Below are 22,889 nucleotides of genomic sequence, written 5' to 3'. Positions count from 1 at the left end.
ATTATTTTAAACTCTTTATCTCATCATTTAGTAATTGAAATACTTGTTTCACTTTTTCTTTTGGGAAAGTCGCATATTGATCACCTACACTTACTTCGTAACTACATGTTCCCTCTATTGATTCTCTTAAATAACTAGTTAAACCAACACCTGTTGACTCATATATTTTTATTAGAATAGACTCCACTTCCTCTTTTGAAGCATGAAAATGAACATGAAACATATTTGAAACTGGTACTAGTGGCATTGTTGAAACTGCAGGACATGAATTGAAAAATTCAGCAAGCTCCTTAGCGTCTTCGTAGTATTGTCTCATCTTTGGAATTCTTTCATCAAAATAATAATCTGAACTTAAAATATAAGGATATAAGCTGATTAAATCCCCACCATGGCGTCTTTTCCACACTTTCGATTCTTCAGTAAAGGCTTTATCGCCAGCGAGAATCGCTCCTGCAATTCCACCAATCCCTTTGTAAAAAGATAAATATACACTATCAAAAAGACTGCATACTTCAGCGGCAGATTTTTGATAGTATGGAAGAATTTCAGGAAGTCGTGCACCATCTAGATGTAGCTTAATTCCTTTTTTACGACAGAGGTTGGAGATTTCCTCAAGCGTTACGTAATCTGGCAATTGTCCTCCAATCTCACGTTGAGGCAATTCGAGCAACAAACATGCCACTTCCTCTTTCATATTCAACACATCATCTAATTCTATTAATCTATTTTTTTCTGCTAACAATACAGGTTCAATGTGATGTAATTGTTTTAATCCATCTTCCTCATGAATCTCTAAATGACATAATGGATGATATGCAACTTTTTTTATACCCTTTTTATCACACCAAATGCGTAAGGCGATTTGCTGAGCCATTGTTCCACTTGGGAAAAAGACAGCTGTTTCTTTTCCTAAATAAGATGCAATCTTCGCTTGGAAATCGTCGATAATCTTGCCATTACCATATACATCACTTTCAATCTGTCCATCAACCTCTTGTAAAGCATCCTTCAGTATCTGAATATTTCTTTTGCCATGACCCGGAATTTGATATTTTGTTTGTTTAAATGCTTGTAATAAAGTACTTGCTTCGCTCATTCCCTATGTCCCCTGCCATTTTTCGAATAATTACAATAAATTTATTGTATCGTACAAGAGCAATTTAGAATAGTTTGAAGCTAAAATCCTTCCCTCTTTTCACTTCAGAGCAGCTTTGAATATACGTCGTTTAGAGGCACGGTCACCATCTATCGTTGTTGCAGCTACTAGGAAACCTTTCCCTAAAAGTTCCGACAAAAACCTTTTCATAAGTTTGTTTTTGAATAGGAAGGGAACTATATAATTAATGACTTTTTAAAGGAGGATCCCTATGACAACAGATAAATATGAAAAAATACACCAAGAGGTTTCTGGCCAAACGCAAAATCAACAACCAGGTATTGAAGCAGAGATGAATCCCTCACCTATTTTTGACGACAAAAACTATAAAGGATCAGGAAAATTAAAAGGAAAAGTAGCACTTATTACAGGTGGAGATAGTGGAATCGGTCGAGCTGTTTCAATTGCTTTTGCTAAAGAAGGTGCACATGTCGCCTTTGTTTATTTGGATGAAAACGAAGCGGAAGACGCCGATAAAACCTGCAAGTTAATAGAAGAATACGGAGTAAAATCTTTGAAAATTAAAACAGATTTAAGCGACGATGAAAACTGCCATAATGCAGTGGATGAAGTGATTGAATCATTTGGCCAAATAAATATTTTAGTGAATAATGCAGGTAAGCAGTTTCCGACAATGGATTTTTTGAAAATTACGCCTGATCAGTTACAGGAAACATTTTCGACAAATATTTATTCTATGTTTTATTTAACTCAAGCCGCTTTGCCTCATATGAAAAAGGGGGATACCATTGTAAACACTTCTTCTGTTACTGCATATAACGGTTCACCTGAACTTATTGACTATTCAGCAACAAAAGGTGCCATTACTACTTTTACTCGATCCCTGGCTCTAAATCTAGCGGAAAAAGGAATTCGTGTAAATGCTGTTGCACCTGGCCCTATATGGACTCCCCTTATCCCTGCAACATTTGATAAACAAAAAGTAAAAAAACACGGTGATGATACTCCTGTAGGCAGACGTGGGCAACCCGCGGAAAACGCTCCTGCTTATGTATTTTTAGCTTCTTCGGATTCCAGTTATATGACCGGACAAACAATTCATGTGGATGGTGGGGATTTTGTTGGGTCTTGAATAGTGTCCCTGTGATACAAACAATTCGGAATTGTTTACTTCATAGGGATAATTTCTGAGTTAGAATCATCCTCCACTTCTTGTTTATGCTCTAGGCAATATTGGCAGTAGCTTGAATTCGTTTGCTCATAGAATGAGGGCAAAAGGTATTTAAGAACCCCTCTATCTAAAAAGGGAGGAGCGGGTTTTGATTCGTCACAATAATATGGATAGGAGCTGTATGGGTATTGTTCTAAGTGGTTTACCATAGGTTTTTTAGTGTCTATAGGATTTCTGTGGATGTAGCTGCTAACATTCAATAAACCGCGGGGAGAGTTTACTTTTTGGGCAAAAAATCGTTTCTGATAAATTCGACCAATATGGTTATATCGCTTTGAGTAGGAGGTGCTGTATCTTTTATTGATTAGACCCATAATTTTGCTCAGTGATGTTCCTTCTGTTTTTATCAGAATATGATAGTGATTTGTCATAAAACAAAAAGCTAAAATACGGAAAGGGAATCTACTATGAACATGTAGAAATGCACGCATAAGTTCAAGCATATCTGTTTTTGCATTAAAAATATTTTGTCTGTTGTTCCCTCTCATGAGTACATGGTAGTAAGCATTTGGTTGAAAGTTTCTTTTTTTTGTCACGGTTATTTTTTTCTCCTCTCTTCTTTTATTTTCCTTTCAATCAATCTAAGTTATTTATATCAAAATGTAAAATGTTGAAAAAAGTGAACAATGGCGTTTTGGATAGGAAAAACTAACGAAAATAAAAGTGTCCCTGTGACGCAAACAATTTAGAATTGTTTGCGTCACAGGGACAGCATATTACAGGGACAGCATATTCTCACATAGTACTTTTATTAACCTTTTTCCCATCAAATGAATAGAGAGTTAATTTGCCATCTATAAAAGTCTCTAAATGCACAGGACGTCCCCATAGTTGATAAATATAAGGTAGAACATTTTCTAAATAGCGCGTATCGAGTTCGGTCCCCTCATAACCGTGTTTTAAATGAAGTTCTCCGTTTCGAGAATAGTCGCCGTCTTCCACAACTATATATGGAAAACTCCCATTAACCCTCATAGAAACGAGTTGATCGCGTACATTCTCATAATCTTTATCGGTTATTTGATAGTTTCCATTCTTTTTTTCAAACAAATATAGATCCTCAACTTTTACCAAATCTTTCGTTAAATAGTTTCGTATAAAAGATATATCTGATTCAATTTCTCTCACTTCAAACATTTTCTCTCTACCCGAGTTAGGCTTTACTCCTAATCTTTTCAGCTCTTCCGTCGGTTGATCATATCTCTTCTCGATGTCCTCAAAAATCTTTAATCCTAAATAATAGGGATTGATACTTGTCTGAGAAGGCTGAACAACATTTGCATTTAATTTTGCGAACTCTACCGTTTCATCAGAGGTTAAATTCATTTCTCTCAAAATACGTTGATGCCAATATGATGCCCAACCTTCATTCATAATCTTTGTCTCTAATTGCGGCCAAAAATACAACATTTCTTCTCGCATCATTGTTAAAATATCACGTTGCCAGTCCTCCAGCTCTCGACTGTATTCTTGAATGAATAATAGTAAGTCTTTTTCGGGATTTGGGGGAAACTTCTTTTTCTTGGGTACAACCAATTTCTTTTCCTTTGTTACTTGATCTATACTCCATAAATCATCGTATGGTGTTTTACGTAGTGCTTCCACCACTTCTTCGTCTAAATCATAGTCAAGTTTAGGTTTAATAATGGAAGGATCAATATGCTCTTGAATAGCGAGTACTGCATCTAAAAAGCTTTCGACCTCTTCTTTTCCATGAATCATTTCATAATCCGCAATTCTTTCTGCAGTTGCCGTCATACTTTCAACCATATCTCTTCTTGTATTTGAAAAACGTACATTATTTTTAAAAAAGTCACAGTGAGCAAGGACATGTGCAATAATAAGCTTATTTTGAATAAGACTATTTGTATCCAGCAAAAATGCATAACATGGATTCGAATTAATAACGAGCTCATATATTTGACTTAGGCCAAAGTCATACTGTACCTTCATTTTGTGAAATTGCTTCCCGAAACTCCAGTGCGTGAAACGTGTCGGCATACCATATGCGCCAAAAGTATAAATAATATCAGCAGGGCAGATTTCATAACGCATTGGATAATAATCAAGTCCGAACGCAGATGCAATTTCGGTAATTTCAGCGATTGCATGATGAAGCTTCGTCTCCATTAAATGATTCCCCTCCATTTAATTTGGCACTCTAAAAAGGCTTTTCAATGCTTCATATACATCTCGATTTTCTTTTAATACATAATAACGAAACTTAGGATTATTTAAATTTTTATACGTGTTCATTAAAGTAGAATATCTACTATGAGCATTAACTTCCCCATATCCAAACATGCAGGAAACTTCCATTAATTCATTAACAAGTTTTATACATTTCTCATTATCGCTGGTCATATTTTCTCCGTCAGAAAAGTGAACAGGATAAATATTGAAACGTGCAGGATTGTACTTTCCATCGATAAGTTCTAATGCTTTTTGATAAGCTGACGAACAAATAGTTCCACCGCTTTCACCTTTTGAAAAAAAAGCCTCTTCTGTTACAACTTTTGCTTCTGTATGATGGGCAATGAATTCAATTTCAACCTTTTCATATTTGGATCGTAAAAATCTAGTCATCCAGAAAAAGAAACTTCTTGCGCAATATTTTTCAAATGCTCCCATAGAACCACTAGTGTCCATCATGGCGAGTACAACTGCTTTAGATTCAGGTTTCGTCACTTCGTCCCACGTTTTGAAACGCAAGTCATCGTTTTGGAGTGGTGTAATTTCCGCTTTTCCTTTCATTGCATTTCGTTTAATTGCTGTAATAATTGTTTTCTTCTTATCAATGTTTCCCATTAGTCCTTTTTTACGAATATCATTAAATTCAACTTTATCGGTTATAATGTCGGCTTGTTCCTTTTGCTGTAAATTTGGCAATTCCATTTCTTTGAAAAGAATATTTTCTAATTCAGCTATAGTTACTTCTGCTTCATAGTAATCCTTCCCTGCTTGATCTCCAGCCTGTTTCCCCTTCCCGGGACTACTTTGACCTTCACCTGAACCCCGGGCAATCACGTCTCCTACTTGACTATCGCCATCCCCTTGACCAACATGTTTTGTTTTATCGTAGTTATAACGAATCTTATATTCATCTAATGAACGGATGGGTATTTTAATTACTTGCCGTCCATTCGACATTATTATGCTTTCTTCACTGATCAAATCTGGCAAATTGTCTTTTATCGCTTCTTTTACTTTATCCATATGACGCTGCTGATCTTGATAACCTTTTCTGTGCAAAGACCAATTTTCCTGTGAGATGACATAATGATTTTCATGGTTTTCGTTCATTTTCATCAACACCTACCTATTTTTTATAATATGCCGAGAAGACAAAGTTATTGCCAATCTATACAGAAAAACAGACCAATGAAAAATAATAAGTCTTTGTAAGTTTGAAGACAAAAGATTTCAAGAATGTCGAAAACCTTCTAATATTTTGATTTTTTCCTGCTTATTCTTTTCTTTTATTAATAGATATAGTAAAAAGATGCTAGCCCCACACGTAGTGTGAAGGGAGTCTCGTCCTGAGGCGACGACTTTCATGACCAACATCGTGTTGGCCCAGGAGGCTCAAAGATGACGTCCGCGGAAAAAGAGTGTTTTTTTCAACCTCGATTTTTCTTACTATCGATTTAATAAAAAAAGAACTGTAGGCACCCTCGATTTTTTCGAGTCTGTCTACAGTCTGCTTGTTTTGAATATCTATCTATTTAAAAGGCTACCGACGTAACGCAATAATTCATTAGCTGAAGTGGAATTATATCCGTGTTCATCTATTAATCTAGCAACTACCTCATTCACTTTTTTAAGATGTGCTTCATCCGGTGTTTTGGAAGAAGTCGTAATTTTAACAACGTCTTTTAAATCAGCGAAAAGTTTCTTTTGTATCGCTTCTCGTAATCGTTCATGAGAATTATATTCAAATCTCTTTCCTTTTCTAGCGTAAGCTGAAAGACGAATAAGAATTTCCTCTCTAAATGCTTTCTTAGCATTTTCTGAAATTCCTATTTGTTCTTCAATCGATCTCATTAATTTTTCATCTGGGTTCATTTCTTCCCCTGTAAGTGGGTCTTTCATTTTATTTTTGTTACAGTATGCTTCGACATTATCCAAGTAGTTATTCATTAACGATATTGCTGACTCTTCGTAAGAATAAACAAAAGCTTTTTGAACTTCTTTTTTCGCAATTTCATCGTATTCTTTTCTAGCAATCGCTATATAATTCATATATTTTTCGCGGTCCTCTTGAGAAATAGATGCGTGCTGATCAAGTCCTTCCTTGAGTGCACGTAAAACATCCAATGCATTAATGGATGGTACTTCTTTACGAATAATAGCGGATGAAATTCTATTAATTACATAACGGGGATCAATCCCATTCATTCCTTCGTTTAAGGCTTCTTTCTTTAATTCTGCAACATCAATTTCATTAAATCCTTCAACACTCTCACCGTCATACAGTCTCATTTTCTTCACAATATCAATGCCTTGTTTTTTAGGTACTTCTAATCTTGTCAGGATGGAGAAGATTGCAGCGGCTCTTAGTGCATGCGGTGCAATATGAACATGCGTCATATCACTTTCTTTAATCATTTTTTCATATATACGCTCTTCTTGACTCACTTTCAGGTTGTAAGGAATTGGCATGACAATAATTCGCGAGTGTAATGCCTCGTTCTTTTTATTGGAAATAAAGGAACGATACTCTGTCTCGTTAGTATGTGCAACAATAAGTTCATCGGCACTAATTAGAGCAAATCTTCCTGCTTTAAAATTCCCTTCTTGAGTAAGAGACAATAAATGCCATAGAAACTTTTCATCTAATTTGAGCATTTCCTGAAATTCCATTATCCCACGATTAGCTTTATTTAGTTCTCCATCGAAACGATACGCTCGCGGATCTGATTCTGATCCGAATTCAGCAATAGTTGAAAAATCAATACTACCTGTTAAATCCGCAATATCTTGTGACTTTGGATCAGATGGTGTGAAAGTTCCTATTCCTACTCGTTTGTCTTCGGAAAAAAAGATACGTTCAACCATTACATGTTCTATTCGTCCATCGTATTCCTTTTCAAGTCGCATCGAATTAAGTGGTGATAAACTGCCTTCAATTCGAATTCCATATTCCTCTGTAAAATCATTGCGTAAATGATGTGGAATTAAGTGCAAAGGGTCCTCATGCATTGGACAACCTTGTATAGCATAAACCGCTCCTTCATCTGTACGCGAATATTGCTCAAGACCGCGTTTTAACAACGTAACAATGGATGATTTCCCTCCGCTTACAGGTCCCATTAATAAAAGAATTCGCTTACGAACGTCCAGTCTTTTGGCAGCAGGATGAAAATATTCTTGCACTAGTCTTTCAATTGCCATTTCCAGTCCAAATATTTCTTTTCCGAAGAAATGGTACATTTTCAGCCCATCTCTCTCCGTTAGCCCAGAACTATTAATCATATTATAAACACGCGAATGTGCCGTTTGGGCAACTTCTGGTCTATCCTTAACAATGGCTAAATACTCCTCGAACGTGCCTTCCCATTTCAGATTATTCTCTTCTTCACGGTAGCTTTTGACCTTGTTCAAAATATCCATCTTTTCCCTCCATTCAGGGGCGTTGTTTATACATAGTATGAAAGGAGAGAATTTATGATACCTATTACTGCTCGGAATCGCATGCAAACTCCGAGTTTTATTTATTTTAATTTTCTAATAAGTTAAATATTTATTTATGTTTACATTTGGGGTAAGTATATCCTGAGTACGATGAAATATTAACCCTTGTTTAGTGTTCAATATTGCTTGGAGTGCAGGTGCTCGACTCCTGCGCGAATAGCAGATGTTTTCTGCACCGAAAGCGAAGCGGCAGGTGCATGAGCCTTGAGATCCCGCAGGGAGCGAAGGGAGCGCCGGAACGGAAATCAACCTGTTCATTGCATAATAAATTTATATACTTTCTTATTCTGTAAAAAAGGGGTTCTGAACAAGTTCAGAGCCCCTCTTTTTTATTTATACTTCGCTTCCATCTTTTAATAAACCAATATATTGCAAGCCCAATAACAATTAAAAATAGGAGTACTGGTAAATTTCCGACAAGAAACACAATAATTCCAGAGCCGGCAGCTAAAAGCGCATTAGTGCTCGTCACAAATTGTTTCTTTGTTTTGTCCCATGTATTTAAATCTTTATTGTCTATCTCAGGAATAATCACACGATTTTCATACATAGTCATTTCTACTGTAGAAAAGGATGTCTGGTTTTCAAGGTATTTTATCTTACCAACAATTACTTCTATCTCTTCTTGAACTGATGCCAGATCAGAAGAAATTTTTAACAGATCCTCGGTTTTTTCGGCTTTTTTCATAAACTCAAGCAAACGTTCTTCAACTACTCGTTTCGATTTGATACGAGATGTTAAATCAACATATTGCTCCGTGACGTCTTGCCCGGTTACATTTCGTTCAAGCACTTTGGATGCTACCTCTTCTGCATCAGATAAAAATGTTTCGAAATGCTTTTCTGGAATTCGTACAATCATATTGCCACTACTCGTCTGATCATCTAACCGGTGAACATTCGACTCCACAATATATCCGCCATATTTCTTCACTTTCTGCTCAATGTTGTTTTGTGCATTTGCTAGATTTTTCACGTTCGTACTTATTATCGCTTTGTGAATAATCATTCTCTCAGAAGGAGCTTCTACGCTTTCCTGTTCTGCTATATCTGCCGTACTTTTCAATTCTTCTACTGAGTCGCTTGCAGAGTCGCTTGCCTCCTCTGTTTTGTATTCCTTTCCACTTTCTTTATTTTCACTACAAGCTGTTACTAATCCTAATAAACTGAAAAGAAGTAAATAGAAAATTGTTTTTTTCATTTCCAATTGCCTCCTGTCTTTGAATAAATAGACGATTGAACAAAATAATAGTTACAAAAATCAGAAAGTTCATTTGTTATTACTCTACTATGCTAATGAGGCGTCTAATTAGCGTATGAGAAATTTTTACTTTTTTCACAAAAACACTTAATTTTTTTTATTATTCCGTTAGAATAGAAGTAGAAATTTAAGGAGGGGTTTTACATGGGGAAAGCAAGTGAGAAAGTTATTCGATACCGTGGTACAGAATTAAATACGAAGGGTTGGCTTCAAGAAGCAGCCCTTAGAATGCTCATGAACAACTTAGATGCGGAAGTAGCGGAACACCCAGATGAACTAGTCGTGTATGGAGGAATTGGAAAAGCAGCTCGAAATTGGGAAGCTTTTGACGCTATTGTTGGCTCATTAAAAGAATTAGAAAACGATGAGACGTTACTTGTGCAATCTGGTAAGCCGGTTGCCGTTTTTAAGTCGCATATAGATGCACCTCGTGTTCTTATTGCGAACTCGAACCTAGTTCCTGCATTTGCAACTTGGGATCACTTTCACGAGCTCGATAAAAAAGGATTAATGATGTATGGACAAATGACTGCTGGTAGTTGGATTTATATTGGCTCACAAGGAATTGTTCAAGGAACATATGAAACTTTTGCAGAACTAGCGAAGCAACATTTTAATGGTTCTTTAAAACACACGATTACACTTACAGCTGGTCTTGGCGGTATGGGCGGTGCTCAACCACTTGCAGTTACGATGAATGGCGGCGTTTGTATCGGCATTGATGTGGACGAGACTCGTATAGACCGACGCATTGAAACTCGTTATACAGATGTGAAAACGCATTCTTTAGACGAGGCGATTCAATTAGCAGAAGAAGCAAAGAAAGACGGCAAACCGCTATCTATCGGGCTAGTTGGGAATGCATCGGATATTTTACCAGAAATGATTACACGTGGTTTTATTCCAGATGTTCTAACAGATCAAACTTCTGCACACGACCCGTTAAACGGTTATACCCCATCACAAATGTCTTTAGAAGAAGCTGCCAATTTGCGTAGTAGTGATCCACTCGAATATGTAAAACGCTCTAAAGCGTCAATGACCACTCATGTACGTGCAATGGTTGACATGATGGATAAAGGTGCAGTGACATTTGACTACGGTAATAATATTCGTCAAGTAGCTAAAGATGAAGGGTTTGACCGTGCATTCGACTTCCCTGGATTTGTTCCAGCTTATATTCGCCCTCAGTTCTGTGAAGGTAAAGGTCCATTCCGTTGGGTAGCACTATCGGGTGATCCGGAAGATATTTACAAAACAGACGAAGTTATTTTACGTGAGTTCAGCTACAACACACATTTATGCAACTGGATTAAAATGGCACGTGAAAAAATTCAATTCCAAGGTCTTCCTTCTCGTATATGTTGGTTGGGTTATGGCGAACGTGCACGTTTCGGAAAAATTATTAATGATATGGTCGCTTCTGGTGAATTAAGTGCACCAATCGTAATTGGCCGTGATCATCTTGATTCTGGATCAGTTGCTTCTCCAAACCGTGAAACAGAAGCTATGAAAGATGGGTCCGATGCAGTAGCGGATTGGCCGATTTTAAATGCGATGATTAACGCTGTTGGTGGCGCAACATGGGTTTCTGTTCACCATGGTGGTGGGGTTGGAATGGGATACTCCCTTCATGCAGGAATGGTAATCGTAGCAGACGGTACGAAAGAAGCAGAAGCAAGATTGGAACGTGTGCTTACTTCCGATCCTGGAATGGGAGTTGTACGCCATTTCGATGCTGGTTACGAACTTGCAGAAAAAACAGCGCGTGACAAGGGTATCCACATTCCGATGATGAAACAGGAGGACTGAGTAGCAATGACAAAACCTATTTGGATTAAGCATGCTTCCCAACTGGTGACACTTGCAAATGATTCTCTTGGTCCACGGGTAAAGGAAGCCATGAGTGAATTATCAATTATTGAGGGTGGTAGTATCTGGCTTGAAAATGGGATTATCCAAGCAGTTGGGACTACAGATGAACTCCAAGCTATTTATTTTGATCGTATAGATGAAGCTGAAATTGTCGATGCTTCAGGTCATCTCGTAACACCAGGTTTAGTGGATCCACATACACATGTTGCATTTGGTGGAAGTCGCGAGCGCGAGTTTGAAATGCGTCTAGAAGGTGCGACATATATGGATATCATGAATGCCGGTGGTGGAATTCACGCAACAACTAGGATGACGCGTGAGGCTACTGAAAATGAACTCGTTGAACAAACTGCAAAACGATTGGATTCGTTTTTGGCACATGGCGTAACAACCGTAGAAGGCAAAAGTGGATACGGATTAGATCTCGAAACTGAACTCAAACAGCTTCGTGTGATGAAACGTTTACAAACCGAACATCCAATAGATATCGTTCCTACGTTTATGGGTGCACACGCTGTTCCAACAGAATTTAAAAGTCGTGAGGATGAATACGTTGATTTGATTATTAACGAAATGCTCCCTATCGTTGCTAAGGAAAAACTTGCACAATTTAATGATGTTTTCTGCGAAGTAGGCGTTTTCACTCCTGAACAATCCGAACGTATTTTAGAGGCAGGAAAACTACATGGACTTACTCCGAAAATACATGCCGATGAAATTGAACCATACCAAGGAGCAGAGCTTGCTGCGAAAGTTGGAGCAATTTCGGCAGAGCATTTGTTGAAAGCATCGGATGATGGAATAAGAGCGATGGCTGAACAAGGTGTTATAGCTTGTTTATTGCCTGCAACAGCACTGTATTTAAGAGAGGCTGCTGCCAAAGGTCGTGCGATGATCGATGCAGGTGTTCCTGTTGCTATTTCTACGGATTGCAATCCTGGCTCTTCTCCAACGACATCGATGCCGCTTGTCATGAATTTAGCTTGTATTTCCATGCGATTAACTCCCGCCGAAAGCCTATGTGCCGCAACATATAATGCAGCATGTGCGATTCAAATGGAGGATAAGGTTGGGTCGTTAGAAGTTGGAAAACAAGCGGATGTTGTTTTGTGGAACGTAAAAAATTATCAAGAACTTCAATATTTATTTGGTGTAAATCATGTAAACACTGTTTGGAAAAAAGGCATTAAAGTGATTGGATAAGATGAAATATTCACAACTTCAATTGCAGATGAATTTCAGTAATTTAATTAATTCAAAAAAGAAAGAATGTGAATAGAAATGATTAGTTTAAAAGGACATGGGCTTACGCTTGAAGATATGCGCGCCATTTTATATCAAAATGAAGAAGTGATGCTGGAAGACAAAGCAATGGCAGCGGTTGTAAAAAGTCGTAAAGCAGTTGAAAAGATTGTAAAAGAACAACGTACAGTTTACGGTATTAATACAGGATTCGGAAAGTTTAGTGATGTTAGTATTGACGAATCTGATGTTCATGCACTTCAACTTCACCTTATTCGTTCTCATGCATGTGGTATCGGCCAACCTTTTGAAGAAACCGTGTCACGTGCCATGGTTGTTCTTCGATTGAATGCATTGTTAAAAGGATTTTCTGGTATTCGTCTTGAGGTACTTGAAAGACTTGCATATATGGTTAATAACCAAATTCATCCAGTGATTCCACAACAAGGATCATTAGGAGCATCAGGCGACTTAGCTCCTCTCTCCCATTTAGCACTGGTTCTTATCGGAGAAGGTCTTGTTTGGGAAGGAGAAAAACATATTTCTTCTCAAGAAGTATGGGAGAAACATAAGTTAGAGCCGATTGTTTTAGAAGCAAAGGAAGGTCTCGCTCTTATTAACGGTACACAAGCAATGACCGCACAGGGTGTAGTGAATTGGTTAGAATCAGAAACACTTGCATATCAAAGTGAGTGGATTGCCTCTATGACAATAGAAGCTTTACATGGAATTACGGACGCATTTCATCCCGCTATTCATGAAGCTCGAGGCTATCCAGAGCAAGTGGCAGTGGCAAAACGCATACTTGGTTGGCTTGAAGGAAGTAAACTTATTACGAAACAAGGCGAGAAACGGGTACAAGATGCTTATTCATTACGTTGTATTCCGCAAATTCACGGGGCTAGTTGGCAGGTGTTAGCGTACGTTAAAGAAAAACTAGAAATTGAAATGAACGCTGCAACCGATAACCCTCTCATTGTTGAAGATGGTGAGCTTGTAATATCGGGTGGAAACTTCCATGGCCAACCAATTGCATTCGCAATGGACTTCTTAAAAATTGGAATTGCCGAACTAGCAAACGTTTCTGAGCGAAGAATCGAACGATTAGTCAATCCACAATTAAACGAAGGTCTACCACCATTTTTGAGCCCTCAACCAGGGCTACAATCGGGGGCAATGATTTTACAATATGCAGCAGCAAGCTTAGTATCTGAAAATAAAACACTTGCACATCCAGCCTCTGTTGATTCAATACCTTCTTCTGCTAATCAAGAAGACCATGTAAGTATGGGAACAATTGGTGCAAGACATGCCAATCAAATTCTCCAAAATGCACGTCGCGTACTTGCAATCGAAGCACTTTGTGCTATGCAAGGTGTAGAATATCGCGGAATCGATTTAATGTCACCTTCCTTATCTGAGAAGTGGCATAATATGAGGAATTTCATACCTTCTATTACTGAAGACCGTGTCTTTAGTATAGACGTGGAGAAATTAAATACTTATCTAAAAGAAGAAACTGCTAATAAAAAAGCAATACACGCATAATATAGAGTTGTCCACCTTGTCCCCTTCGGCAAGAGGACAACTCTTTTTTACTAATTTCAACTCTTATCCATTCATACTCTTATTATCACAGAAAAAACCGCCAATTCGGCGGTTTTTTATTTACCACATTTGCAAGTTCCTGAACCGTTTTTTTTACAATGTTTACATTTCTTATTTGCCAATCACATCGCTCCCTCATTCGTTTTTAAAGAATATGAGACTACGTGATTGTCCTATACCCCACAGACATACAAGTTTTTTTGAATTCTAACACCTGTCTTTTTTCTTTTTGCAAATCAACTGGCAAGTGCTGAACTCATTCCATATAAATATGACAAGAATATTATTGGGAGATGTTATTGTGACACTTTGGATAGATATTTCAGCACATACTTTTAAACTAAGACTGTATAATGCCAGTGTACTTTTAAAGACTTATCCTATATCAATTGGAAAAATTTTGACTCCTACTCCGACAGGGAATTATATCATCATTAACAAAGAATTAAACCCAGGCGGACCTTTTGGTGCATTGTGGATGGGTCTTTCCAAACCACATTATGGGATACATGGTACCAACAATCCAGCTTCTATAGGAAAAAAGGTTTCACACGGTTGTATTAGAATGTATAACCATGATGTTCTTGAGCTTTCTTCTTTCGTTCCTATTAGTACTAATGTATATATTCATAAATGAAAATAATCACACTTTCGACAGATTTCACTCACTTTCTTCTTGTGGATAAAGTTATACACATAATAGAAGCCGTTAAATAAAGTATTTCCTTCAATAAACCGATTTTATTCACAGGTTATCCACCGCTTTTGTTGATAACTATATAAGTTCACTAAATAATTTGTGAGATTAGTTTTTTAATGAGATGAAAATTTCTATAACTTACTTACACCTGGGAAGAAAATCTTCTTTTGATTGCTGAAAATTCTTTTATAAATCAGAATCCACTTTTTTTGTGTATGTTTTCAAAAAATGTTTCGACATTTTTTGCAAAACCTCTCTCTTGTGGATAACTTTATACACATTATCCCAAGTGGCCTATAGCCATTTATCTATTTTATAAACAAGTTAATCACATGTTATCCACCAAATACTGTGGATAAACGAACGGTTGTTCCAAACGTAACTATTTGATAGATTTAGAGTAGGTTAATAAACTATCAATTTGTTAAATTTACTTCAAATAATAAAGTTACTTTTGAGAAAGCGGGAGGTGAATTACAGATGAGTAAAATGTCAGATGAATTGTTAATTGAATCCTATGTCACAGCGAAAGAATTAAACCTTTCTCCAGAATTTATTACATTACTAGAAGATGAAATTCACCGACGCTCTCTTGCTCTGGAACAATATATTCTACAATAATTACCATTAGACATCTTTTAGCCATAAGTATATGAAAAACGAGAATATACGAACACTAAGCGAAACTATTTTAGCGTTGTTTCGTATATACTTTATGTAGGAGAATAATCTCTTATTTAATCTCATCTCATATTACATAATGGAGGGTATATAAAGTGAAAAAATTAGTAGCAGCTTTACTTACAGCAACTCTTATATTTTCATCAGTTGGAAGTTTTGTTTTTAACGATCATTCAACGACTGCAGAGGCTAAATCTTATAAGTCCGGAAAGAGAAGCTTTAATACGAATAAAAATAACACTATCAACAATTCGAATATCCAAAAGAAAAAACAGGATACTGAAACATCCACAAATAAAACAACAAGTAGTAAAGGAGGCTTCACTTCCGGTGGTCTAATGAGAGGATTGTTTGTAGGTGGAATTGCCGGTTTATTATTTGGAAGCATGTTTGGAAGTATGGGCGCATTAGGTTCACTTCTTGGTTTTGCTATCAATGCAGCAGCGATTATTTTTATTTTTATTATCATTCGAAAGATATTTAATATCTTTGATCATAAAAAGAAAAAAGAGGAAGCAAACTCATGGAGAAGCTAATCATTCCTGAACAAAACATCATTAACGCAGTATGTGTCTATATATCACGTTTAAAGCAAACAGAGCCAGAAAACGTTGAGGTAGAACTACTTTATGATGATGACAATGGGTTTACCGCAGAAGCCTATATTAATGGACAAAAAGAGGAACTAAACACATTAAGCTTGATTAAAGCCCTTCGACTTAGTATGGAGGAATTCTTGAATATAGATCCGATTTCCACAGGTGTCGAGCTTTTATTAGACGACGAAGAAGGTATTATCGCAGCAGTTTATTAACCGAGGGAAAATCCTCGGTTTTTTTATTGAAAATTAGAAAGCGTAATGCCGCCGAACGAATTCATCACAATTAAAATAACCGGTGGCAATCGCCACCGGTCAGATATATTATTGTTGGTTATTTTGATGTCCACTCATTTGTGATTGGGCTTGAGCTACTAAACGCTTAGTAATTTCTCCGCCAACGGAACCGTTAGCACGCGCTGTAGCGTCTCCACCAAGTTGAACACCGAATTCTTGAGCAATTTCATATTTCATTTGGTCAAGTGCTTGTCTAACTCCAGGTACAACAAGTTGATTGTTATTCGGCATGTCTCTCACCTCCTTGTGAAATTAGAATGCACCATTTTTAATGGTTTATACAAAAAATCCATAGGTTAAGTTTGACAATGATTAAATAGTGAGGTATACACTTTGAATTTTGTTTCAAAGATGTGCTGAGCAAGAATTTTCTCACTCAGCACTTATCTACAATGATTTATTTTTCAAATATTTGATGAACCACTTCATTCGGTTTGCTTTTATTTAAATTTTTGTAAATACAACTAGAAGGAAGATCCCTTAAACTCTCGGCAAATGCGTTTGCCATTTCTGCCTCCCCTGCTACATGCAACTCTCTCCAACCACGCTTTCTCTTTAATTGTTCAATGGTGGTACTCATCCCTTTAAAGAAACTACTTTTATTCACCTTGTACCGTGGATCCAAAACATCGCTCTTAACCGCTACTGTACGCCTACCTTTTGCATCTACCTTTTTCTTTTCACCCCAAACTTCGGATATCGGATCATATTTAAAAGTTATATCATCTCTTACAAACCCGAATGCCGTATCCAATATGCGTACTTCTCCAAAGCTTGGCATGATAATGCCTGCTTCTGGATATGCTTTATACATGTACTCCAATTGTTCAGTTACCGGATGATTTTCCCAATAGAAGTTTGTCTTTACTGGAACCTGCACATAATGAACAGACCACAACTCATCATTGGCACTTGCAAAAATGACGACACCTTTACGAAGTTCTGTTTGATTTTTTTCATCCAGTTCATTCATAACTTTTTTCTTCACACTATTGAATGCTTCGATTTCATTTTCATCAGAAGCTTCTAAATACTCTCCTATGCGCTTTAATCCACTTTTTAAATGGATTTTCCAACCACCATTTAACTGCTCTGGATCACCTGGATTCGTGTTTAAATACACACTTAATACAGATCTGTCGCTAGAGGTATACTCTTTTAAAGCTTTAAGTTCATCGTTTATTTTCATCCTATAACCTCCTTTTTTTCGTACATTTTTAGCATTCCCCCGAATGAAATGGATAGACTTTTTTTAAAAATAAAAAAAACAACCAATCCAAACTTGGCTAACTTTTCTATTATGTAATTTTAATCACTGCTTAGTAGCAAGGTTATCTATAGATATCTTTTGTGGATTAATCTTTTTTCCACTTAAAATAATAAAAGTTATTTTTTTCCAAATGAACTTAAATTTTTTATTAATAGAATCAATTTCATAATTCAAAGTTAGAACATAAAAAACAAACAATATTAAAGTGAAATGTGAGAATATGTATAATACACTCTTCATAAATCCACATGGTTCCCGCTATCGGCGGACGCTTTCCGCGGGGGCGCTGCATTCGCGTCGTTTGCGATGTCTCATCTGTCTCACAGAGGAACAAAGGCTAAGAGCGCCACATCGTGTGGCAACGCCTTCGTGACCAACATCCTGTTGGCCTCCGACTGGAGTCGCCGCCTGTCGCTCCAATCAATAAAATAATCATTGTTCGTGTTTTAATAATTACATGCTATTTATGAAATTAACTCAATAAGTTGGAATTTCATAAATATTAAACCCATTTTTCGCAAATAGTATTAGAAATACGAGAAAAAACCCTTATGAAAGATAAAAAAACTGTAAACATCGGTACTCTAACATCCTTTAAACAGGATTGCCTTTCTTATCTAAAAAAAAACTTATCTGAGTATAAAACCCAAATAAGTTTTTTTTAATGTTTTTGCAAACTAGTTTCTTCCATCCAATACGCTTCTCTTATATTAATTTGTTTACGAAGCGTCCTTGTAACGTCCGTTGTGATCTCACCATTTTCGAAAAGGATTTGAACTTCATCCCGTTCTGCTTGAAAAGCTTTATCTTGTATATCTCTTTTCATTTGAGCATGTTGCTTTGTCTCAGAGCGCTTCGTTGCTAACTTAAAGATTGTAAGCATTTCATTATATTCCCCAATAAGCAATAACGAAACTTCCTCATTTTCTGAGGTCAAATTGTTTTTTAAATAATGAATAGCAGCTTTGGCCATACCAACTTTATAATGAATTATTTTTTCATTTATTTCTAAGTGATGTTTATACTTATTTTTGTTCTTTGGTACGTAAAATTGTGCTAAATTATGCAAACTTCTTCTTGCTATTGTCCAAAAGAATAAACCTCTATACTGCATTCGATTTGTTACAGCAACACTCATACGATGAATATGCTCATCCATCAAATAACTAATATCCTTGTCTATTTGACCAGATTCTTTTAGTTTTTCGATATAGTTAGCTTCCTCCGAAAGTGCCTTCATTCGTATGTTTGTTTCTATTAATTTCAAACGTTCTGAGTCTGCATTATTTATATATCTAAGCCGATTGCGTATTTGGTTGTATGAAGCAATAACCGATACTGCCGCTTCTCGATTTTCATCATTCATTAATTCTCTAATAGCTTTAATGGCAGCATCAACCGTACGAAGTTTTGAAATCCTTACCATTTCTTCTTTCAAAGCTTCTGTATTCCCTTTTTCAGCTATAGCAAGTAGAGGCAAGAATACGCTTGCGACTACTAATGTGACCAATATAACTCCAGCTGCAATGAAAATAATAAGTGCTCGATCAGGGAATGGTTTACCATCAGCTAAGAAATACGGGATAGTAAAGGCACCGGCTAATGTCACTGCTCCCCGAACTCCTGAAATAGTCAGGATAGAAATGAATCTCAGTGTAGGTTTTGGAAGTTGCTGTTTATTCAACCATCCTCCCCACCATGATACATATACCCATATGAATCTAAGTAATAAAAGAGCAGCAGTAATAATCAAGATTAACTTGATCACTTCAAAATTATTAAACAAAGGACTTTCAAATATTTCATTCATGACATTTGGAATTTGTAATCCTAATAACACAAACACTAAACCGTTCAAAATATAAATAAGAATAGTCCAGGTACTTCTGGAGACAACTTGAAGCTGCATGGAAGGAGATTGTTCACGATCTCGGTATATCGCATGAACGATTCCTGCAGCTACTACAGATAATATCCCAGAAAGATGAAAATGTTCGGTAATGTAAAAGATAACAAATGGGGTAAGAAGCTGAATGAGCATATGAAGTGTTACATCTTCCATTCCAAGACGTCGAATAAAAATCTTCAGTCGAATAAATAGATAAGCTAGAAATGCTCCCCCTACAAATCCCCCGATTGCGATAACCAAAAAGCTCCAACTTGCCTCAGCAAATGAAAAAACACCAGTCACAGTAGCTGCCACAGCAAATTTAAACGCAACTAAACCCGATGCATCATTCATAAGTCCTTCGCCTTCGAGTACATGCATAATTGTTTTCGGCATTTTTACTCGGCTAGAAATGGCTCCAACTGCGACAATATCCGTAGGCGATAAGATTGCCGCCAGTGCAAAAGCTGCCGATAAAGGAATCGACGGTATAAGCCAATGAATTAAGTATCCAATAACAAATACTGTTAAAAACACTAAACCGAGAGCAAGCATTAGTATCGGTTTTTTTAATTTCCATAAATCATGCCTCGAAACATTTTTTCCATCATAAAATAATAAAGGAGCAATAAATAAAATGAAAAATAACTCCGGCTCTATAGGTACGTGAATTCCTAATGGAAGTCCCGCAAGCAAAACGGCTAGTGCAATTTGTATAATCGGCACAGGTATGTATGGCATAAAATGATTAATGAAATTAGAGAGCCCAATGATTGCTAGTAAAAGTAGTATGGTTAAAAAAAACTCCATTTTGTATCTCCTTTCATCTCTATTTCTTTAAGTCTAAAGGGATTACAGTCTAAATACAAATGAGGCGATTTGAAATTAATACTATTTATTAATCAAACAATAACGCATGTTTTACATATACTATTTGGAGTTTGAAATAAAAGGAGGTGCTCATATTGACAAATCATCCATTTTCCTTACCGTATAATCCCGATAATTCAAACCTTCCTTTTGGACAGCCACACTATCCACAAAGTCAGGTTGAATCCCGAAATACAGAACAAGGCAGTGCACCAACTAATCCTCCACCATCTAAATTACCTACCAATGGTAAATTAGTGAATTTTACCATTGAACCAGATGCCCTCAAAAATTGTTTATATCATGATACCTATATTCAGCTGGTAAACCGTAATTCATTTTGGTTTCACCCCACTTACATTGACCACTATGTTACCTCAGGATTTAGATGGAATGGTAATGAATGGATCCCTTGGGGAATAGACTTGAATCGAATTGTTTCCTTTCAATGTGTATGATTTAAGAAGCACAAGCACACTTTAATTACACCTTCCCAAGTGCTTTGGTCTAATCATCTACATTATTACCGTTAGATTTAGAGGAGTTGGAAGTGACCGAATCACTTCCAACTCCTCTATTTTCGGTCATCTTGTGGCAGATGTTTGTTCGTCGCTCTCTTGCAATGTGAATGGACATGGTGCATTGGATTTGGATAATACGAGATAAAATACTTTTCTATACCGTTAAAGGCGTCCGAAGATACAATTTCATACGCTTCTTAGTTTCTATTTCCACCGTTTATTGGAGAGGAAGGCGGCGAGCAAATCAAGACTCAAGGAAGCAGCTTGATGCTTGCCCGACTTACAAGTGTCCACCTTCAGCGGAAATCAACCTGTTCATTATCGTGAAACTTATATACTTATTCTTTCAAAAAAGATAAAATCCTATTCCCATTATTAAGTATGCAGCAAAAAGCGTCAGTCCTTCAAACCAGTTAGATTCACCATCATTTGATAAATTAATTACAAGAAGAGCAGCAGTTATCATTGCAACCAATTCAGGTAAAGTGAATACGAGCGCCATCGATTGTGGCATAAACAATGAAATAATAACTAGAACTGGAGCAACAAACATCGCAACTTGCAACGTAGAGCCTACCGCAATCTCCACGGATATATCCATTTTGTCTTTGACCGCCATTGTAATTGCGGAAACATGCTCCGCTGCATTCCCAACAATCGCCACGATAATAACTCCAATGAATAACTCCGTCCAACCAAACTTTGCACCAAGCATTTCAAACGTATGAACCAGTTGCTCTGAGACAAAAGCAACTATTACTGTAGCTAGCAGAAGAATTAAAATAGATTTACCTTTCGTCCATTCTGGTACTTCCGTTTCTATTTTCGGTTGATCAGAAGAAGAAAATATTCCATGATGCGTAACTAATTTAAAAAAGAGTCCCGCAAGGTAAAGAGCAATTAAAACGATTGCAATGCCAACACTTAAACTTAATGTATCTTGAGGAGTCATTGTAATTGAAAATACTTCCGGAATAACGAACGCCACGATAATAGCGAAAATAAGTAAACCAGAATTGTATCTTGCAGCATGGACACTAAACTTTTGACGTTTAAACTTAATTCCTCCCGTAAAAAAAGAAAGCCCTAACACAAGCAATAAGTTTCCTAAAACGGAACCAGTAAGTGAAGCAAGAACAATCCCAATCATTCCTGCCTTCAATGTGAAAATAGAAATAATAAGTTCAACTGCATTTCCAAACGTTGCATTTAACAATCCGCCAACTCTCGGACCACTAACAATTGCAAGGCTCTCCGTAGCTCGTCCTATGTATCCTGAAAGTCCAATAATACTTGCACAACAGAGCAAGAACATAATCATGTCTGACCAATTAAAAAATGCTCCAGCAATAACTAATGGAACACCAACAAAAACGAGAATGGCAAACAATTTATTCATAAAACCACCTCTTTAAAAAATATACTCTTCCTTATCTTCCCCTTTTCTATAGTAAAAAATCAGAAAAAATCAAATTAACACGTATTTCCTTCTACTTACATAAATTGAAGGGAAAAGAAAAGGAGTGAAGTTGTAAAATGATTCAGATGCAACCTATTTTTATTGATGACCATACATTTGTTGCCGTTTCAGTTGAGTTACCTAAAACAAACTTGCTTACTGTATCAAATAATATAGGCTACATTATGTGCGGAGCACTAGACGTAGCACTTCTAAACGAAAAATTAAAAGACCGTAAAGTAATTGCAGGTAGAGCTGTTGGTGTTAAGACCATTCAGCAACTTTTAGATGCACCATTAGAGTCAGTCACCTATGAAGCGGAGGAACGAGGAATTACAAAAGGAATGATAGGAAGAGAAGCACTTTTAAAAATGATTTAAGAAATTTTGTGCTTTTGTTGTTCTGCATATGCAGAAACACTATTACATTGAAAATTAACAGGAGAGACAAGTGAATCTTCACTTGCCTCTCCTCTTTTCCGCTAATGTACATAATTTTGGATAGTTAGCTACATTTTTGTGCCCTACTCTTTTAACATTCTCCGAAGATACAAACTGGAGGTTTTTCTAATTCCACT

The 22,889-nt window shown here is 36.7% G+C and carries 20 protein-coding genes; 10 read left to right on the top strand and 10 right to left on the bottom strand.

Annotated elements, in window-relative coordinates; genetic code table 11:
* Position 1: 1 nt before the first annotated feature.
* A complete protein-coding gene (locus tag ACFVR1_RS05350; protein ID WP_387581343.1) occupies positions 2-1,096 on the bottom strand; it encodes a threonine aldolase family protein in 1,095 nt (364 codons plus the stop codon).
* Between the two features lie 271 nt (positions 1,097-1,367).
* Here ACFVR1_RS05350 and ACFVR1_RS05345 point away from each other — a divergent pair, with 271 nt between their 5' ends.
* Positions 1,368-2,249, top strand: coding sequence for an SDR family oxidoreductase (locus ACFVR1_RS05345; RefSeq protein ID WP_387581341.1), 882 nt, complete (start codon positions 1,368-1,370; stop codon positions 2,247-2,249).
* Between the two features lie 35 nt (positions 2,250-2,284).
* On the opposite strand, the gene ACFVR1_RS05340 is transcribed toward ACFVR1_RS05345, so the two are convergent.
* From ACFVR1_RS05340 to ACFVR1_RS05320, 5 genes are all read right to left on the bottom strand, one after another.
* A complete protein-coding gene (locus ACFVR1_RS05340; protein ID WP_387581338.1) occupies positions 2,285-2,884 on the bottom strand; it encodes a transposase in 600 nt (199 codons plus the stop codon).
* A 199-nt stretch (positions 2,885-3,083) separates the two neighbouring features.
* Positions 3,084-4,478 carry a SpoVR family protein gene (locus ACFVR1_RS05335; RefSeq protein WP_387581335.1) on the bottom strand — a complete coding sequence of 465 codons (1,395 nt, stop codon included), beginning with the start codon at positions 4,476-4,478 and terminating at the stop codon, positions 3,084-3,086.
* A gap of 18 nt (positions 4,479-4,496) precedes the next feature.
* A complete protein-coding gene (yhbH, locus tag ACFVR1_RS05330) occupies positions 4,497-5,651 on the bottom strand; it encodes a sporulation protein YhbH (RefSeq protein WP_387581333.1) in 1,155 nt (384 codons plus the stop codon).
* A gap of 414 nt (positions 5,652-6,065) precedes the next feature.
* On the bottom strand, positions 6,066-7,961 hold the full coding sequence (locus tag ACFVR1_RS05325) for a PrkA family serine protein kinase (protein WP_387581331.1): 1,896 nt from the start codon (positions 7,959-7,961) through the stop codon (positions 6,066-6,068).
* Positions 7,962-8,355: 394 nt separating this feature from the next.
* On the bottom strand, positions 8,356-9,243 hold the full coding sequence (locus ACFVR1_RS05320) for a DUF4349 domain-containing protein (protein ID WP_387581328.1): 888 nt from the start codon (positions 9,241-9,243) through the stop codon (positions 8,356-8,358).
* 204 nt (positions 9,244-9,447) lie between these two features.
* Between ACFVR1_RS05320 and hutU the strand changes: the two genes are divergently transcribed.
* From hutU to ACFVR1_RS05285, 7 genes are all read left to right on the top strand, one after another.
* Positions 9,448-11,115 carry a urocanate hydratase gene (gene hutU / locus ACFVR1_RS05315; RefSeq protein WP_387581325.1) on the top strand — a complete coding sequence of 556 codons (1,668 nt, stop codon included), beginning with the start codon at positions 9,448-9,450 and terminating at the stop codon, positions 11,113-11,115.
* A 6-nt stretch (positions 11,116-11,121) separates the two neighbouring features.
* Positions 11,122-12,381 carry an imidazolonepropionase gene (hutI, locus tag ACFVR1_RS05310; RefSeq protein ID WP_387581323.1) on the top strand — a complete coding sequence of 420 codons (1,260 nt, stop codon included), beginning with the start codon at positions 11,122-11,124 and terminating at the stop codon, positions 12,379-12,381.
* Positions 12,382-12,459: 78 nt separating this feature from the next.
* Positions 12,460-13,968, top strand: a complete 1,509-nt coding sequence (gene hutH / locus ACFVR1_RS05305) for a histidine ammonia-lyase (RefSeq protein WP_387581321.1) — start codon at positions 12,460-12,462, stop codon at positions 13,966-13,968.
* A gap of 361 nt (positions 13,969-14,329) precedes the next feature.
* Positions 14,330-14,665 carry a L,D-transpeptidase gene (locus ACFVR1_RS05300; RefSeq protein ID WP_387581318.1) on the top strand — a complete coding sequence of 112 codons (336 nt, stop codon included), beginning with the start codon at positions 14,330-14,332 and terminating at the stop codon, positions 14,663-14,665.
* Positions 14,666-15,208: 543 nt separating this feature from the next.
* A complete protein-coding gene (gene sda / locus ACFVR1_RS05295) occupies positions 15,209-15,349 on the top strand; it encodes a sporulation histidine kinase inhibitor Sda (RefSeq protein WP_387581315.1) in 141 nt (46 codons plus the stop codon).
* A 155-nt stretch (positions 15,350-15,504) separates the two neighbouring features.
* A complete protein-coding gene (locus ACFVR1_RS05290; protein ID WP_387581312.1) occupies positions 15,505-15,945 on the top strand; it encodes a hypothetical protein in 441 nt (146 codons plus the stop codon).
* Positions 15,933-16,223, top strand: a complete 291-nt coding sequence (locus ACFVR1_RS05285; RefSeq protein ID WP_387581310.1) for a DUF2653 family protein — start codon at positions 15,933-15,935, stop codon at positions 16,221-16,223. The genes ACFVR1_RS05290 and ACFVR1_RS05285 overlap by 13 nt, the downstream gene beginning before the upstream one ends.
* A gap of 108 nt (positions 16,224-16,331) precedes the next feature.
* On the opposite strand, the gene ACFVR1_RS05280 is transcribed toward ACFVR1_RS05285, so the two are convergent.
* The 3 genes from ACFVR1_RS05280 to ACFVR1_RS05270 form a co-directional block, all read right to left on the bottom strand.
* Entirely contained in the window at positions 16,332-16,535 is a 204-nt protein-coding gene (locus ACFVR1_RS05280; RefSeq protein WP_387581307.1) for an alpha/beta-type small acid-soluble spore protein, read from the bottom strand.
* A gap of 166 nt (positions 16,536-16,701) precedes the next feature.
* Positions 16,702-17,493, bottom strand: coding sequence for a VLRF1 family aeRF1-type release factor (locus ACFVR1_RS05275; RefSeq protein WP_387581305.1), 792 nt, complete (start codon positions 17,491-17,493; stop codon positions 16,702-16,704).
* Between the two features lie 742 nt (positions 17,494-18,235).
* Positions 18,236-20,272: a Na+/H+ antiporter gene (locus ACFVR1_RS05270; RefSeq protein ID WP_387581303.1), complete on the bottom strand. Its 2,037-nt coding sequence runs from the start codon at positions 20,270-20,272 to the stop codon at positions 18,236-18,238.
* A 155-nt stretch (positions 20,273-20,427) separates the two neighbouring features.
* Here ACFVR1_RS05270 and ACFVR1_RS05265 point away from each other — a divergent pair, with 155 nt between their 5' ends.
* On the top strand, positions 20,428-20,790 hold the full coding sequence (locus ACFVR1_RS05265; RefSeq protein ID WP_387581301.1) for a collagen-like protein: 363 nt from the start codon (positions 20,428-20,430) through the stop codon (positions 20,788-20,790).
* A gap of 409 nt (positions 20,791-21,199) precedes the next feature.
* Here the strand turns inward: ACFVR1_RS05265 and cax are convergent, their stop codons facing one another.
* Entirely contained in the window at positions 21,200-22,252 is a 1,053-nt protein-coding gene (gene cax, locus ACFVR1_RS05260) for a calcium/proton exchanger (protein ID WP_387581299.1), read from the bottom strand.
* A 137-nt stretch (positions 22,253-22,389) separates the two neighbouring features.
* Between cax and ACFVR1_RS05255 the strand changes: the two genes are divergently transcribed.
* On the top strand, positions 22,390-22,692 hold the full coding sequence (locus ACFVR1_RS05255; protein WP_387581296.1) for a YunC family protein: 303 nt from the start codon (positions 22,390-22,392) through the stop codon (positions 22,690-22,692).
* The last annotated feature ends 197 nt before the right edge of the window (positions 22,693-22,889 follow it).

The sequence above is a fragment of the Psychrobacillus sp. NPDC058041 genome (assembly GCF_042885655.1).
In the GTDB taxonomy this organism is placed as follows: domain Bacteria; phylum Bacillota; class Bacilli; order Bacillales_A; family Planococcaceae; genus Psychrobacillus.
This window is presented reverse-complemented; position numbering and strand designations above follow the sequence as displayed.

Excerpts from the sequence above, each read along its gene's own strand:
- yhbH (WP_387581333.1), bottom strand. The coding sequence starts at position 5,651 with ATGAACGAAAACCATGAAAATCATTATGTCATCTCACAGGAAAATTGG.
- ACFVR1_RS05320 (WP_387581328.1), bottom strand. The coding sequence starts at position 9,243 with ATGAAAAAAACAATTTTCTATTTACTTCTTTTCAGTTTATTAGGATTA.
- ACFVR1_RS05345 (WP_387581341.1), top strand. The coding sequence starts at position 1,368 with ATGACAACAGATAAATATGAAAAAATACACCAAGAGGTTTCTGGCCAA.
- ACFVR1_RS05255 (WP_387581296.1), top strand. The coding sequence starts at position 22,390 with ATGATTCAGATGCAACCTATTTTTATTGATGACCATACATTTGTTGCC.
- ACFVR1_RS05275 (WP_387581305.1), bottom strand. The coding sequence starts at position 17,493 with ATGAAAATAAACGATGAACTTAAAGCTTTAAAAGAGTATACCTCTAGC.
- cax (WP_387581299.1), bottom strand. The coding sequence starts at position 22,252 with ATGAATAAATTGTTTGCCATTCTCGTTTTTGTTGGTGTTCCATTAGTT.
- hutU (WP_387581325.1), top strand. The coding sequence starts at position 9,448 with ATGGGGAAAGCAAGTGAGAAAGTTATTCGATACCGTGGTACAGAATTA.
- ACFVR1_RS05350 (WP_387581343.1), bottom strand. The coding sequence starts at position 1,096 with ATGAGCGAAGCAAGTACTTTATTACAAGCATTTAAACAAACAAAATAT.
- ACFVR1_RS05335 (WP_387581335.1), bottom strand. The coding sequence starts at position 4,478 with ATGGAGACGAAGCTTCATCATGCAATCGCTGAAATTACCGAAATTGCA.
- ACFVR1_RS05280 (WP_387581307.1), bottom strand. The coding sequence starts at position 16,535 with ATGCCGAATAACAATCAACTTGTTGTACCTGGAGTTAGACAAGCACTT.
- sda (WP_387581315.1), top strand. The coding sequence starts at position 15,209 with ATGAGTAAAATGTCAGATGAATTGTTAATTGAATCCTATGTCACAGCG.
- hutI (WP_387581323.1), top strand. The coding sequence starts at position 11,122 with ATGACAAAACCTATTTGGATTAAGCATGCTTCCCAACTGGTGACACTT.
- ACFVR1_RS05270 (WP_387581303.1), bottom strand. The coding sequence starts at position 20,272 with ATGGAGTTTTTTTTAACCATACTACTTTTACTAGCAATCATTGGGCTC.
- ACFVR1_RS05285 (WP_387581310.1), top strand. The coding sequence starts at position 15,933 with ATGGAGAAGCTAATCATTCCTGAACAAAACATCATTAACGCAGTATGT.
- hutH (WP_387581321.1), top strand. The coding sequence starts at position 12,460 with ATGATTAGTTTAAAAGGACATGGGCTTACGCTTGAAGATATGCGCGCC.
- ACFVR1_RS05325 (WP_387581331.1), bottom strand. The coding sequence starts at position 7,961 with ATGGATATTTTGAACAAGGTCAAAAGCTACCGTGAAGAAGAGAATAAT.